Raw genomic sequence first — 12,933 nt, forward strand, 5'->3', positions numbered from 1 at the left:
CGTGAGGCTCAGTCCGACGGCTGGGTCGGCGCTCCCGGCTTGATCTCCTCCGCCGCGAACATGTGCTTCGCCGGATCGTGCCACCCGTCCTCGCCCGCCATGGCGGCGGCCGCGTCCGGCCCCCAGCTCCCGACCTCGTACTGCAGCGGCGCCGTGACCGGATCGAGGATCTTGCTCACGATGCGCCAGGACTCCTCGATCGCCGGGAAGAACGCGAAGCCGCTGGAGTCCCCGGCGATCGCCGCTTCGAGGATGTTCTCGTAGGGCTTCGCCTGCCCGCCGAGCACGCGCTCGAAGTCGATGCCCATGGGGAACCGCACCGGCGGCTGCCCGGTCGCCGACTTGCGGGCCATCAGCTCGAACGCGATCGCGGCGCCGGGCTCCAGCCGGATGCGGATCAGGTTCGGCGGGATGTCGTGCCCCAGGCCGCGGAACAGCTCCGCGGGCGGCCGGCGCAGCTGGACGCACACCTCGGTCGCCGTCACCGCCAACGCCTTGCCGCTGCGGAGGGAGAACGGCACGCCGGCCCAGCGCCAGTTGTCGATGAACAGCTTCAGCGCGATGTACGTCTCGGTCGTGGAACCGGGCTTGACCCCCTCCACGTCCTGGTACCCGCAGTACTGGCCGCGCACGGTGTCCGCCGGCTCGATGGTCCGCACCGCGTGCAGCAGACGCCACTTCTCCAGCGCCTGGGCCCGGGGGTCGCCGACGGTCGGCGGGTCCATCGCCAGCAGGGTCATGACCTGGAGCAGGTGGTTCTGCACCACGTCGCGCAGGGCGCCCACGCCGTCGTAGAACGACCCGCGGCCGGCGACGTCGAAGTCCTCGGCGAGGGTGATCTGCACGTTGTCGATGTACGACCGGTTCCACACCGGGGCCAGCAGGGTGTTGGCGAAGCGGAAGGTGCCCAGGCCCTCGACCGACTCGTCGCCCAGGAAGTGGTCGACGCGGAGCAGGTGGTCGCGGTCGAAGTACTGCTCCAGGTCGAGCTCCAGCTGCCGGGCCGAGGCCAGGTCGTGGCCGAACGGCTTCTCCACGACCAGGCGGGCGTGCCTGTTCAGGCCCGCCCTGGCCAGGCCCGCGGCCACCTTGTCGAACAGGGAGGGCGGAATGGCCAGGTAGTGCGCCGCGAATCCCCTGCCCTCGATCGCCTTGGCCACCTCGCCGTAGACCGCGTCCCGGGTGAAGTCGCCGGTGACGATGCTGAGGCCGTCGGCGAAGCGCTGGAAGACCTTGTCGTCGACCTCGTATCCGGCTTCGGCCACGGCCTGCCGGGCGTGTTCGCGCAGCGCGGCGTCGTCCCAGTCCGCGGCGGCCACGCCGACCACCGGGACCTTGAGCACACCGCGCTCGGTGAGCTTGTAGAGCGCCGGCAGCAGCATCTTCTTCGCCAGGTCGCCGGTGATGCCGTAGAGGACGAGGACGTCGGCGACCTCCAGGTCGTGGGCCTGGATCGTGGAGGTCGCGGGGGTCAGGGGCATGAGCGGGACTCCTTGCTGGTGGAAAGGCCGCGGGGCGTCCGCCCGCGGGTCAGTCGGCTCGAATCCCCCAGGAACCGCGGTACTCGGCCCCCGGTTCCAGACGGATGAGGTCGACGCCGCCGGCCAGGGCGTTCGGCGGCCCGGTCATCGGCTCGCAGCCCGGCCCCGGTCGACCCGGTTCGGCCCCGGGATCAGGAGCTGGCCGAACGCGGCCGGCGCGGGCTCATCGGGACCGTGGGCGAGGATCAGGTGCCCGCCCTCGTGCGTCAGCTCCCGAAGGCCCGCTCCCGCTTCAGTGATCACGGCGCTGTAGGGCCCGGCGGTGATCTCGTACTGCTCGCCGGTCACGAAGTCGGACATGGGTCCTTCGTATCCGAGGCCTGCGTCCGCCGCCCCCGGGGAGCGCCGGGCTGCCGCCATCCGGAGCGGGCGTTCCGCCATTCGGATGGCGGCCCGGACTAGCGAGCTCGGGAGCGTAGACGCATGAGGATCCCGGAGGCGGGCACCAAGGCAGCCGCCCCTGTGAGCAGCGCTATACGGATCGACGCTACGGAGCCGACCATGCCGACAAGGAGCGGACTGAGTCCGGCGCCTTGGACCCAGTACACGACAGCCGTTGTGAACGCGAGCGCGTTCAGGAACGCCATCCCCGCCTGGAGACTCAGATAGAGGCGGTAAGGATCGACGTCGGGCCGGTTGGTCGAGGTCACCGCACAAGCGTTGCAGGACCCTGCAAGCTGTTTACGGTCTCAGCTCCAGCAGCCCGTGGCGGCAGCCTCGACGACGAAGTCCTCGAACCGCCTTGGCGCACGGCCCAGGGCCCGCTGGACACCGTCGTGCAGGTCCTCGTGCCCTCCGGTGCTGATGCTCACCAAGAGTTGGGTCAGGCGCTCGGCCGCCGTTTGCGGGATTCCGTAAGAGAGCTGCTGTTGAAGGAAGTCGTCAGGAGCGGTGTCCACATAGCGCAGTGGGCGTCCCGATGCGGTCGCGATCAGCTCCGCCGCCTCGCCGAAGCTGATCGCACGGGGGCCGGTCAACGCGTAGACCTGGCCCGCGTGGCGGTCCTCGGTGAGGGCGGCGGCCGCGACGTCGGCGATGTCCTCGGCGTCGATGAAGGGGACGCGGCCCTGCCCGGTGGGGAGCGCCAGGGTGCCGCCGCGGACCGCCGGGAGCCAGAAGTCCTCGCTGAAGTTCTGCGAGAACCAGTTCGGGCGCAGGACCGTCCACTCGACGCCGGAGGTGCGGACCGCGAGGTCGGTGGTGTGGAGGGGGTGGCCTTCGACGTCGGCGCCCGGGGCCGACAGCAGGACCAGGCGGCGGACGCCGGCGGCGACAGCCGCGGCGACCAGGCGCGCGATGCGCGGCGGGTGCTCGGCGCCGGCTTCCAGGCTGGGCTCGACGAGGTACGCGGCGGCGACGCCGTCGAGGGCGGCCGGCCAGGTGGCGGCGTCGTCGAGGTCGAAGTGGACGTCGCCGCCGGTGCGGGCCGCGGTGCGGACCGGGTGGCCGGCGGAAGTGAGGCGGGAGGCCACGCGGCGGCCGGTCTTGCCGGTGCCGGCGAGGATCAGGGTGTGCTTCATGACTTCAGGGAATCGCTGATCGCCTGGACGATCCATGGGAATCTGTCGCTGAAACCTTTGTGATCGTCTGCCCTTCGGCTACCGTGGAGCCGTGGACGCCCTCAGCGACCTGCTCCGCCGCTCCCGGACCAGCGACGCCGACGTGCGGCAGCTGATCCAGCGGCCGCCGTGGTCCATGACGTTCGACGAGGCCCCGCCGCTGACCGTGTTCGCCGCCCTCGGCGGCCCGGCGGTGCTGCGCTTGGACGACCGGCCGGACGTGGCGCCGGCCGACCTCGCCGCCGGGGACATCGCCCTGGTCACGCAGACCAGGCGGCACACGATCTCCGACGACCTGGGGACCGCCCCGCAGGTCGTGATCCGCGCCGGGCACAAGCAGCTGCTCGGAGCCTCCGAGCACCACGCCGGCCTGGTCACCACTCTGGCTCCTCGCACGTATGGTGACGGCCTGCCGGGTGCGACCACGGTGCTGCGCGGAACGTACGAGCCGCAGGGCGACGCCGGGCGGCGGCTGTTGTCCACGCTTCCGCCGGTGGCGCGGATCCCGGCCAACCCTCGCACCGGCGCGGCGCTGGACCTGCTCAGCGCGGAAGCCGCGTTGGACGAGCCCGGCCAGGACGCGGTGCTGCACCGCATGCTGGACCTGATCCTGGTGCTGGCGCTGCGCGAGGGCTGTGCGCACTCCGGGCTGGAGCGGCCGACCTGGTACCGCGCGCTGTCCGACTCCGCGGTCGGCGCGGCGCTGGAACGGATCCACACCGAGCCGGCACACCGCTGGACGGTCGCCGAGCTGGCGGCCTCCGCCGGGATGTCCCGGGCCGCGTTCGCCGCGCGTTTCGCCGAGTTGGTCGGGCAGCCGCCGCTGGCGTATCTGACCGACTGGCGCATGACCTTGGCCGCGGACCTGCTGCGGGACGGCTCCGGGACCACCGTCGCCGCGGCGGCCCGAGCCGTCGGGTATCAGGACGCGTTCGCCTTCAGCGTCGCGTTCAAGCGGGTCAAGGGCGTCAGCCCGTCGCGCTGGGGGCGCGAGACGGCTACGTCAGCCCATTGATCACGCGCGCGAGCAGCCGCTCGAAAGTCGCGTCGGGTTCAGGCGCCGGCCCGGCACCGGAAGCGGCCATCGCCTCGGCGAGGTGGGGATAGGCGCCGGACGCCACAGCCCTCGTCATATAGCGGGCGTTGGACTCGGCGAATTCCTTCGCGTCCTCGGCGCGGCCGAGAGCCTGCTCCTGCGCCACCTCGTAGCCGACGTGGCTGGCGACGAACCCGCTGACCAGCGCGAAGGCTTCGAGGCGGGACTGCGGCGGCAGCCCGGTCGGCGCGAGCAGAGCCAGGGCGTGATCCAGGGCCTTGAGCGTGTTGGGCCCCAGGGTGCGTCGGCCGGTGAGCGCTACGGGCAGCCAGGGATGGCGGCGCATCAGGGCTCGCTGGCCTCGCGCGAAGGCTGCCAGGTCCGCCCGCCAGTCGCCGGTCGCGGGCGGGAGGTCCTGTTCGCCGGTGACCGCGTCGACCATCAGCTCCAGGAGCGCGTCACGCTCGGAGACGTACGTGTACAGCGACATGGTGCCGGAGCCGAGCGCCGTCGCGACCCGGCGCATGGTCACGGCGGAAAGGCCTTCGGTGTCGGCGACGCCGACCGCCTCGGCGACCACCGCCTCCCGCGTGTGGGCCGGCGGGCGTCCGCGCTGGTGGCGGCGGTCGGACCACAGCGTTTCGGGATCCACGGCCGTTCCCTCGGTTCCTTGAGATCGCTTGCGCGGACAATCTTGCCAGCTCTATTCTCGTACATTGTACGGAAAAGCCGCCGACGCCGAGGAGACGAGAGACATGGAGCTCCCCCGAAGCACCCGGATCTTCCGCCGCACACTGCGCGGCCTGCCGGCACCGAAGTACGGCGTCGGCTACGAACCCGGCATCCGGATACCGATGCCGGACGGTGTGGAGCTTCTGGCCGACCGCTACTTCCCGGACCTGACCGGGGCGCAGGGCATCCTCGACTTTCCGACCCTGTTGGTGCGGTCTCCGTACGGCCGCGGGTTCCCATGGGCCGCGCTGTACGGGGCAGCGTTCGCCGGACAGGGCTACCACGTGCTGCTGCAAAGCTCGCGCGGGACCGGCGGATCCGGAGGCACGGTCCAGCCCTGGCGCGACGACGGTTCCGACGGCCGCGCCACGGTCGCCTGGCTCCGCGAGCAGACCTGGTTCGACGGCCGCCTCGGCCTGCTCGGCCCCAGCGCCATGGCCTACGCGGCCTGGGCCCTGGCCGCCGCGCCGCCGCCAGAGGTGAAGGCGATGGTGGTGCACATCCCGCTGCACGACCCGTACGGGTTCTTCTATCGGGGCGAGGTGTTCGCCCTCGAAGACGCACTGATCGCCTCGACGGCCTTCGAGACGCAGCATCTCGGGCCGCGCCGGTTCCTCGGGGCCACGGTGCGGCTGGCCCGGGGGATGAAACGGATCGTCCGGGCCGAGCAGCCGGCGGAGGAGTTGGCGCGGGTGATGGGGCAGCGGGTGCCCGTACTGGACGGCGCTATAACGCACCCCGATCCCGGCGACGGCTACTGGCAGGGCACGGACCACCCGGCGTCCGCCGACGGCCGCACGGTGCCGACGCTGGTCGTCGGCGGCTGGTCCGACGTCGCACTGGACCAAGCGCTCCAGCAGTACGGCCGGCTGCCGGCAGGCGGGCGATCACTGCTGATCGGGCCGTGGACTCACACATCGGCGCTGCGACAAGGCATCGGGAGGGTCTTCGAGGAGACGCTGGCCTGGTTTCAGGGGCACCTCGTCGACCCGACGCCGCCGAAGGGGCGCGTGCGGGTGAGCGTCGGTCCCGATGCCGTCTGGCGCGAACTGCCGGCCTGGCCGCCCGCCGCGGTACCGGTCACCTGGTACCTCCAGGGCGACGGCACGCTGAGCCGCGACTGTCCGGGCCCGGGCTCGGCCGCCCGAGCACTCGACTACGACCCCGCGGACCCGACGCCGTCGCTCGGCGGGATGGGCCTCGGGCGCACCGCGGGCGTGCGCGACACCTCGAAGGTCGAACAGCGCTCCGACGTTCTCGTGTACTCCACCCCGCCGCTGGCCGAGACGGTCGAGGTGATCGGACCGGTCGCGGCAGACGTCATGGCGCGGATCCCGGCCACGGGCGACGCGACGGTCTTCGTCCGGCTCTGCGACGTGGACGAGCGGGGCCGGTCGTGGAACGTCTGCGACGGCATCGCCAAGGTCCCAGCCGACGGGGCCGTGCAGGAGGTCACCGCGGTGGCCGTCGCCGTGGCCATGTCGGCGACCGCGCACCGCTTCCTCCCCGGCCATCGAATACGGGTCCAGATCAGCGGCGGCGCCCACCCACGCTTCGCCGCGACCCGCCATGCTCACCGGATCGAGATCCTTCCGGGATCAGCGGTCGTCGTCCCCGTGATCTGACGGTCTGGCCTCATTCCGCAGGAGCGTCGGCCTCATCCTGCGGCGGCGCGGGGACGACGAACATCCGCAACGCCATACGGCGCGCACCGTCCGGCGCCTCACGCGGATCGACGTGGCCGTACTTCCACTGCAGCTCGTTGTACTCCCGCACGAACCCCTGCAGCTCCTCCTTGCTCATGAAGAAGCCGCCACGGAAGCTCTGGGCCCAGCCGTCCGGCCCTTCGTACTGGGTGAGGGCCCGGTAGTAGAGGTCGATGTCCTCACCCGCGCGCTCGCGGACGTGTTCGGCGAGCGCGGCGAACTCGGCGGGGTCCATGGTCGCCGGGTCGGGGGTCTCCAGCTGGACCGGCAGCGCACGCCACCAGCGCTCACGGCCCGTCGACCGCTCCGGGATCTCCTCGACGAACCGCAGCTCGGCGAGCTTGCGCAGGTGGTAGCTGGTGGTGCCGGTGCTCTCGCCGAGGGCCTTGGCCAGGCTGGTGGAGTTCGCCTCGCGGTGCTGCTGCAGGTAGGCGAGCATGCGGCGGCGCAGCGGGTGGGTCAGCGTGCGGAAGATGGCGGACCGGTCGCCGTTCGCGTCGCCGATGGGCTCGGGAGGGGTCTGGGACACGGCGTCACGATACTCCGCCCGCCCGGCATTGCCGAGACTTCTGCAAAGGATTTTGCAGAACCTCTTTGCAAAGACTCTCTGCAACCCTACGCTGGAGCCTGACCGCGGGGCGATCGGCGCCCGCGCGGCTCCGACGAGGAAACCGATGGGGTGGGTGGAATGCGCGCGGGGAATGGCACCGGAACACGCCGGATCGTGCTGGCGGCCGCCGCGGGCGCGGCGGCGGGACTGGCCGTCGGCGTCTCAGGGTGCGGATGGCTGAACGACCGGCACGTCGAGAACGACGCGACGATCACCGAACCGGTGCGCGCCGTGCGGATCGACAACGGCGCCGGCCAGGTCACGGTGCACCGGGGCGACGCCTCCGGCGGCATCGTGGTGCGCCGGGACATCGACTACCACGGAGACCGGCCGCCGACCCCCGGTCAGACGGTGACCGACGGCACCCTGCACCTGACCGCGAACTGCTCCGACTGCGGCATCGCCTACGACGTGACGGTCCCGGAGTCCACATCGCTCACCGTGATCGACGGCGCGGGCGAGGTCAGGGTGGCGGGCCTGTCCGGGCCGATCGCCATCAAGGCCGCCGCCGGCCACGTCGAGGGCACCGATCTGCGCGCCACCGCCGTGACGGTCGAGGCCTCGGCCGGCGCGGTCGACCTCGCTTTCGCGACCGCCCCGACGACCGTCTCCGCGCACAGTCACGCCGGCGAGGTGACGGTCACCGTCCCTGACGGGGCCTACGCGGTCGACGCGAAGGCCGACGCCGGCCACCGCAGCGTCGACGTCACCGACAGTCCGGCCTCACCGCGCCGCCTGACCGTCTGGTCCGACGCCGGCGCCGTCACCGTGCAGCCCGCGTGAGCTCACACGACCTCGAGCGCGGTCCGCACGCCCGCCTGCACGGCGGCCTGGTCGCCGAGCCCGCCGGCGACCGCGATCCCGTCGCGGACCAGCAGCAGCAGGTCGGCCTTGCGGTCGGGGTCGGAGCGGCCGGCCTCGACCAGCAGGTCGTACATCAGGCCCCGGTACCAGGCGCGGTATTCGTCGACGAGGCGGCGCACCGGCGTGGCGGCGTCGGGGTACTCGGCGGCGGCGTTCAGGAACGGGCAGCCGCGGAAGCCGGGGCCCCGGCTGAGGTCGGCGAGTTCGGTGAGGATCGAGGCCAGGCGGTCCAGGCCGGTTCCGGGCACGGCCTCCAGGACGCCGCGCTGCCGCGCGTACTCCGTGGCCAGATAGGCCAGGACCAGGTCTTCCTTGGACTTGAAGTGGTGGTAGAAGGTCGCCTTCGCCACCGAGGCGTCGGCGATGACCCGGTCGACGCCCACGGTGTGGATGCCCTCGGCGTAGAAGAGCCGAGTGGCGGTGCCGAGGACGCGGTCACGTGCGGAGCTCACGGACTTGACGATACCAGACAGGTCTGTCTAGTATCGGCGACAGCCAGACAGACAGATCTGTCTAGTTCCGTGAGCACCCGCCCACCAGCCGGTCCAGCAGGAGGTCCGCCATGAAGCCCATCTACACCGCCGTCGCCACGTCGGTCGGCCGCGAAGGCCGCTCGGTCACCGACGACGGCACGCTCGACCTGACGCTGGCGCCGCCGGCCTCGCTCGGCGGCAGCGGCGAGGGCACCAACCCCGAGCAGCTGTTCGCCGTCGGTTACTCCGCCTGTTTCGCCAGCGCGATGCAGCTGGTCGGCAAGCGGATGGGACTGGACGTCTCGGAGGCGTCGGTGACCGCCGAGGTCACGCTGAACGCTCTGGACGGCGGCCGCTACGGCCTGTCGGTGGTGCTGCGCGCCGAGCTCCCGGAGGCGCTGCACAACGAGAAGGGACAGGAGCTCCTGGAGGCCACACACCAGGTCTGCCCCTACTCGAACGCCACGCGCGGCAACATCCCGGTCGAGATAGTGGTCGAGTAGCCGCTACTTCTTGCTTCCGCCGCTGAACGCCTCCTCGCCCGGCTTGTTCGCGCGGAAGCGCAGGGCCGACCACACCTCGTCCAGGGCGATCTGTCCGTTGGGCCGCAAGTCGTAGGCCACGACGATCGGCCACAGGGTGTCACGGTTGACGTCGGTCCGGTTCGCCTTCGGGTAGGCGACCCAGACCGCCGGCGGCTTGGCGACGTCCTGCTTGTGCGCTTCCAGCAGCGCGCGGGCCGACGCGGCGTCGTCCACGTACAGCACGGCCACGGCCGCGGCGCCCAGGTCCGAAGTCACGGTCACGCCCGCGGGCAGGTCGCCGATCTCGGCGAAGCGGTCCGGGTGGGAGGTCCAGACGGTCTTGCCGGACTTGATCCCGAGCTTCTCGGCGATGGTCTTCTCCGCCATGGTGGGGCGTCCTTCCGGTGGGTGGTCTTCAAGCTCTCACCGGGTCAGACGGAGTGCCACCGGGAAACTCATCGGCGCCGGCCCCTTTCTTTCCGGGGCCGGCGCCGATGTGTCGCTCGCAGCCGGTCTAGCCGATCAGCGCGTCCTGCTCTCGCAGGGCCAGGACGTCGAGTTCGTCCTCCAGCTCCTCGGCGAGGGTGGACTCCACGTCGGAGCGGCTGCGCTTGAGCAGCCCGCTGGCCAGGATCAGCAGCCCGGCGACCGTCGCGACCGCGACGAACACGAGCACCGGACGGTAGCTGGACAGCACCTGGGCGTCGGTCTTCGCACCGCTGCCGCCGTTGGCGGCGATGATCGCGGTCGAGGCGGCCAGCACCACCGTGATGCCGACCTGCAGCGCGGTGTTCAGCAGCCCGGACACCAGGCCCTGCTCCTCGTCCGCGATCCCGGAGGCGGCCTGCACGTTGATCGCCGGGAAAGCCATCCCGAAGCCCAGGCCCAGCGCCACGATCGAGGGCAGGATCACCCACCAGCTCGGGGTCTGGCCGATCCGCAGGAACTGCAGGTAACCCAGCGACAGGAAGGCGAAGCCGGCGACGCCGACCCGCGCGGTGCCGTAGCGGTTGAGCACATCGGCGATCTTGAAGCTGGAGAACAGCACGATCAGGCCGGCCGGCAGGAACGCCAGCGCGGTGTGCAGGGCGCTCCACTTGGACAGCGTCTGCAGGTACTGGGTCACGACGAACTGGAACGAGGCGTAGCCGCCGAACATCAGGCCGCCGCCGATCAGGGCCCGGATGAGGGACGGGGAACGCAGCACCCCGAGCCGCACCAGCGGGTTGGCGACGCGCAGCTCGACGGCGACGAACGCCACGCCCAGCGCGACCGCCGCGGCGAAGGTGCCCAGCGTGACCGGGGACGCCCAGCCCTCCTCCGGCGCCCGGACGATGCCGAACACCAGCAGCAGGACGGAGGCGGTGCTGGTGACCGCGCCGAGGATGTCGTAGCCGCCGCGGTGCTGGTCGGCCGCGGGCTGGTCGCGGTGGATCAGCTTCCAGCCGGCCAGCAGGATCAGCGCCGCCACCGGCGCCGGGACCAGCAGCGTCCAGCGCCAGCCGGCCTCGGTGAGCAGGCCGGAGAGCACCAGGCCGAGCGAGAAGCCGGCGGCACCGCAGGTCGTGTAGATGCTCAGGGCCCGGTTGCGGTCCGGCCCCTCGGCGAAGGTCGTGGTGATGATCGACAGGCCCGCCGGAGCGGTGAAGGCGGCGCTGATGCCCTTGACGAAGCGGGTGGCGATCAGCAGGTCGCCGTCGTTGACCACGCCGGACAGCAGCGAGGCGACCGCGAAGACGGCCAGGGCGGTGAGGAACACCCGGCGCCGGCCGAGCAGGTCCGCCGCACGTCCGCCGAGCAGCAGGAACCCGCCGTATCCGAGCACGTAGCCGCTGACGACCCACTGCAGGGACGAGGTGGACAGGTCGAGGGACTCCTTGATCGACGGCAGGGCCACGCCGACCATCGAGGTGTCGAGGGCATCGAGGAACAGGGCGCCGCACAGGACTATCAGGGCGCCCCACAGACGGAGCGGCCAGCGTCCCGACGCGGCGGACTCGCCGGGACGCAGGGTGGTGGAGGTGTCGCTGTGGCTCATGCGGACGAGATTACATGCACGTGCACTTAGTGAGCAAGCATTTTATGTTGAGGCACCTTATGCAATAGAACCTTATGCAGCTACACCTTGTGCGCTCGCATGTGTTACCATGCGGACATGGAGACCGAGTCCCTCCTTGAGCGAAGCCTCGTCGAACAGTGGCGGGAGCTCGTCGCGCGCAAGACCCGCGTGTGGAACGCCTTGGAGCTGGAGCTCGACCGGCGGCACGGCCTGTCGGCCAGCGAGTTCGAGGTGCTCGACACCCTGTCGGAGTACGACTGCGCCACACCCCCGCGCGTGCAGGAGCTCGCCGACCACGTCCCGATCACCCAGAGCGCCCTGTCCCGGATGATCGGCCGCCTGGAGTCGCAGCACCTCGTGACGCGCACGCTGTGCGCCGACGACCGGCGCGGCGTGTTCGTGGTGCTGACCGAGCAGGGCCTCGCCAAGCTGGCCGAGGCGCGGCCGACGCACCGCGCGGTGCTGGCCGCCGAGTTCGGGACGTCGGCGACGCCCGATACGGATACAGAGTCCGGCGCTCCCTCCGGCACGGCGTCCGAGACACCGTCCGACGCCTCGCGGGCCGAGTCGGCACTCGCCGCGCGGACGTAACCACCCGGCGGTGCGGGCGTAGATTCGGGGCATGCCGACCGAAGCCGTAGTCCGCACCCCCGCCCTGGACCGCCCCGAACTCCTCGCCGAACCGGTCGAAGCCGCCCTGCACGCGCTGCCGGCCCTCGCCCCGCTGGTCGAGGTCGCCGCGATCGACCCCGCCCTCGCCGACACCGAGGCCTTCTGCGCCGCGTACGGCGTGCTGCCCGAGGAGTCCGCGAACTGCGTGATCGTGGCGGCCCGGCGCGGCGAGCAGACCACCTACGCCGCGTGCATGGTCCTCGCCACCACCAAGGCCGACGTCAACACCCTGGTCCGCAAGCACCTCGGCGCCCGCAAAGCCTCGTTCGCGCCGATGGACACCGCGGTCGAACTCAGCGGGATGGAGTACGGCGGCATCACGCCGATCGGCCTGCCCGCCGACTGGCCGATCCTGGTGGACGCGGCCGTGGCCGCCGCCCCGGTCGCGGTGGTGGGCTCCGGGATCCGGGGCTCGAAGCTGTGGCTGCCGGGAGCGTCGCTGGCCGGGCTGCCGGGAGCCGAGGTCCTGGAGGGGCTCGGCGTCCCGCGGTGATCGACCACTGAGCCGGGAAGGCCGGGTTCTGGACCGCCCCACGGCCCAGAACCCGGCTCTCCCTTATTCGACGTTGCGGGAACGACAAAGCGTTGCTAGACGGTCCCGACGTTCACCCGGATGGTCTGCGCCGTGATCCATCCGGCCGGAGAATCAGCGCGGTGCCCCAGGGCGAACGCCACGTCCAGAGCGATCGCCTTGCCGGTGCCGCCGCTGCCGTCGCCCGGTCCGCTCACACCTCGAACCAGTAGTCGAGCCAGACCTTCGCCCCCTCGCCGAGGTTCGCCTTGAAGCCACCGGTCCCGCGCAGCCCGGTCAGCTCGCCGGTCCCGGAGCCCGGCACGACGAACCACTCGCCGGAAACCAGCTCCCCCGCGACCGTGCCCTGGTCCTGCAACACGAACGTGCCCTCGCGGCCGGCCAGCGTCCCGGAAACCCGCTCGACGCCGACGAAGCTCGCGGATCCGTCGGCGAACGCGGCCTGCAGGAACTCGACCACGCCGTCGGCCTCGATGTCGCCGGAGAACCGCTCCTCGACGTGGATCCGGCTCAGGGTGCCGCCGGCGGCCGGCTCCCCGTAGGCCGCGGGCTCGTACTTCGCGACCGTGATCACGGCCTCCGCGCGGGTGGCGGCGGGTGTGCTCATCGTCTTCTCCTAGGTGGT

General features: G+C 71.6%; 16 protein-coding genes. 6 read left to right on the top strand and 10 right to left on the bottom strand.

Features of this window, described 5'->3' with window-relative positions:
• Positions 1-8: 8 nt before the first annotated feature.
• The 3 genes from zwf to ABD466_RS24205 form a co-directional block, all read right to left on the bottom strand.
• Complete coding sequence (gene zwf / locus ABD466_RS24195; RefSeq protein WP_344659443.1) at positions 9-1,481, bottom strand: glucose-6-phosphate dehydrogenase; 1,473 nt, start codon at positions 1,479-1,481, stop codon at positions 9-11.
• Between the two features lie 144 nt (positions 1,482-1,625).
• On the bottom strand, positions 1,626-1,841 hold the full coding sequence (locus tag ABD466_RS24200; RefSeq protein ID WP_344659444.1) for a hypothetical protein: 216 nt from the start codon (positions 1,839-1,841) through the stop codon (positions 1,626-1,628).
• A gap of 389 nt (positions 1,842-2,230) precedes the next feature.
• Complete coding sequence (locus ABD466_RS24205; protein ID WP_344659445.1) at positions 2,231-3,061, bottom strand: NmrA family NAD(P)-binding protein; 831 nt, start codon at positions 3,059-3,061, stop codon at positions 2,231-2,233.
• 91 nt (positions 3,062-3,152) lie between these two features.
• Here ABD466_RS24205 and ABD466_RS24210 point away from each other — a divergent pair, with 91 nt between their 5' ends.
• Positions 3,153-4,115, top strand: coding sequence for an AraC family transcriptional regulator (locus tag ABD466_RS24210; protein ID WP_344659446.1), 963 nt, complete (start codon positions 3,153-3,155; stop codon positions 4,113-4,115).
• Here the strand turns inward: ABD466_RS24210 and ABD466_RS24215 are convergent.
• Entirely contained in the window at positions 4,099-4,788 is a 690-nt protein-coding gene (locus ABD466_RS24215) for a TetR/AcrR family transcriptional regulator (RefSeq protein WP_344659447.1), read from the bottom strand. The genes ABD466_RS24210 and ABD466_RS24215 overlap by 17 nt on opposite strands.
• A 103-nt stretch (positions 4,789-4,891) precedes the next feature.
• Here ABD466_RS24215 and ABD466_RS24220 point away from each other — a divergent pair, with 103 nt between their 5' ends.
• Entirely contained in the window at positions 4,892-6,493 is a 1,602-nt protein-coding gene (locus ABD466_RS24220; protein WP_344659448.1) for a CocE/NonD family hydrolase, read from the top strand.
• 10 nt (positions 6,494-6,503) lie between these two features.
• Here ABD466_RS24220 and ABD466_RS24225 read toward each other — a convergent pair whose 3' ends face one another.
• On the bottom strand, positions 6,504-7,103 hold the full coding sequence (locus ABD466_RS24225) for a helix-turn-helix domain-containing protein (RefSeq protein WP_344659449.1): 600 nt from the start codon (positions 7,101-7,103) through the stop codon (positions 6,504-6,506).
• A gap of 159 nt (positions 7,104-7,262) precedes the next feature.
• Between ABD466_RS24225 and ABD466_RS24230 the strand changes: the two genes are divergently transcribed.
• Complete coding sequence (locus tag ABD466_RS24230) at positions 7,263-7,967, top strand: DUF4097 family beta strand repeat-containing protein (protein ID WP_344659450.1); 705 nt, start codon at positions 7,263-7,265, stop codon at positions 7,965-7,967.
• A gap of 2 nt (positions 7,968-7,969) precedes the next feature.
• On the opposite strand, the gene ABD466_RS24235 is transcribed toward ABD466_RS24230, so the two are convergent.
• Entirely contained in the window at positions 7,970-8,500 is a 531-nt protein-coding gene (locus ABD466_RS24235; RefSeq protein ID WP_344659451.1) for a TetR/AcrR family transcriptional regulator, read from the bottom strand.
• A 110-nt stretch (positions 8,501-8,610) separates the two neighbouring features.
• Here ABD466_RS24235 and ABD466_RS24240 point away from each other — a divergent pair, with 110 nt between their 5' ends.
• A complete protein-coding gene (locus ABD466_RS24240) occupies positions 8,611-9,024 on the top strand; it encodes an organic hydroperoxide resistance protein (RefSeq protein ID WP_344659452.1) in 414 nt (137 codons plus the stop codon).
• A gap of 3 nt (positions 9,025-9,027) precedes the next feature.
• Here the strand turns inward: ABD466_RS24240 and ABD466_RS24245 are convergent, their stop codons facing one another.
• Together ABD466_RS24245 and ABD466_RS24250 are read right to left on the bottom strand one after the other, a co-directional pair.
• On the bottom strand, positions 9,028-9,432 hold the full coding sequence (locus tag ABD466_RS24245) for a hypothetical protein (RefSeq protein ID WP_344659453.1): 405 nt from the start codon (positions 9,430-9,432) through the stop codon (positions 9,028-9,030).
• Positions 9,433-9,559: 127 nt separating this feature from the next.
• The gene (locus ABD466_RS24250) at positions 9,560-11,083 is read right to left on the bottom strand and encodes an MFS transporter (protein WP_344659454.1); all 1,524 of its coding nucleotides are present in this window, start codon (positions 11,081-11,083) and stop codon (positions 9,560-9,562) included.
• Between the two features lie 117 nt (positions 11,084-11,200).
• Between ABD466_RS24250 and ABD466_RS24255 the strand changes: the two genes are divergently transcribed.
• Entirely contained in the window at positions 11,201-11,695 is a 495-nt protein-coding gene (locus ABD466_RS24255; RefSeq protein WP_344659455.1) for a MarR family winged helix-turn-helix transcriptional regulator, read from the top strand.
• 31 nt (positions 11,696-11,726) lie between these two features.
• Positions 11,727-12,269, top strand: coding sequence for a YbaK/EbsC family protein (locus ABD466_RS24260; RefSeq protein ID WP_344659456.1), 543 nt, complete (start codon positions 11,727-11,729; stop codon positions 12,267-12,269).
• Positions 12,270-12,364: 95 nt separating this feature from the next.
• Here ABD466_RS24260 and ABD466_RS24265 read toward each other — a convergent pair whose 3' ends face one another.
• Together ABD466_RS24265 and ABD466_RS24270 are read right to left on the bottom strand one after the other, a co-directional pair.
• Complete coding sequence (locus ABD466_RS24265) at positions 12,365-12,505, bottom strand: hypothetical protein (RefSeq protein WP_344659457.1); 141 nt, start codon at positions 12,503-12,505, stop codon at positions 12,365-12,367.
• Positions 12,502-12,915, bottom strand: coding sequence for a DUF3224 domain-containing protein (locus tag ABD466_RS24270; RefSeq protein ID WP_344659458.1), 414 nt, complete (start codon positions 12,913-12,915; stop codon positions 12,502-12,504). The genes ABD466_RS24265 and ABD466_RS24270 overlap by 4 nt, the downstream gene beginning before the upstream one ends.
• Between the last annotated feature and the right edge of the window lie 18 nt (positions 12,916-12,933).

It is taken from the genome of Catenulispora subtropica (assembly GCF_039531675.1).
Classification (GTDB): Bacteria; Actinomycetota; Actinomycetes; order Streptomycetales; family Catenulisporaceae; genus Catenulispora; species Catenulispora subtropica.

What these genes read in the sequence shown, in the direction of transcription:
- ABD466_RS24230 (WP_344659450.1), top strand. Translation starts at nt 7,263, where the DNA reads ATGCGCGCGGGGAATGGCACCGGAACACGCCGGATCGTGCTGGCGGCC.
- ABD466_RS24250 (WP_344659454.1), bottom strand. Translation starts at nt 11,083, where the DNA reads ATGAGCCACAGCGACACCTCCACCACCCTGCGTCCCGGCGAGTCCGCC.
- ABD466_RS24220 (WP_344659448.1), top strand. Translation starts at nt 4,892, where the DNA reads ATGGAGCTCCCCCGAAGCACCCGGATCTTCCGCCGCACACTGCGCGGC.
- ABD466_RS24205 (WP_344659445.1), bottom strand. Translation starts at nt 3,061, where the DNA reads ATGAAGCACACCCTGATCCTCGCCGGCACCGGCAAGACCGGCCGCCGC.
- ABD466_RS24255 (WP_344659455.1), top strand. Translation starts at nt 11,201, where the DNA reads ATGGAGACCGAGTCCCTCCTTGAGCGAAGCCTCGTCGAACAGTGGCGG.
- zwf (WP_344659443.1), bottom strand. Translation starts at nt 1,481, where the DNA reads ATGCCCCTGACCCCCGCGACCTCCACGATCCAGGCCCACGACCTGGAG.
- ABD466_RS24260 (WP_344659456.1), top strand. Translation starts at nt 11,727, where the DNA reads ATGCCGACCGAAGCCGTAGTCCGCACCCCCGCCCTGGACCGCCCCGAA.
- ABD466_RS24270 (WP_344659458.1), bottom strand. Translation starts at nt 12,915, where the DNA reads ATGAGCACACCCGCCGCCACCCGCGCGGAGGCCGTGATCACGGTCGCG.
- ABD466_RS24240 (WP_344659452.1), top strand. Translation starts at nt 8,611, where the DNA reads ATGAAGCCCATCTACACCGCCGTCGCCACGTCGGTCGGCCGCGAAGGC.
- ABD466_RS24245 (WP_344659453.1), bottom strand. Translation starts at nt 9,432, where the DNA reads ATGGCGGAGAAGACCATCGCCGAGAAGCTCGGGATCAAGTCCGGCAAG.
- ABD466_RS24200 (WP_344659444.1), bottom strand. Translation starts at nt 1,841, where the DNA reads ATGTCCGACTTCGTGACCGGCGAGCAGTACGAGATCACCGCCGGGCCC.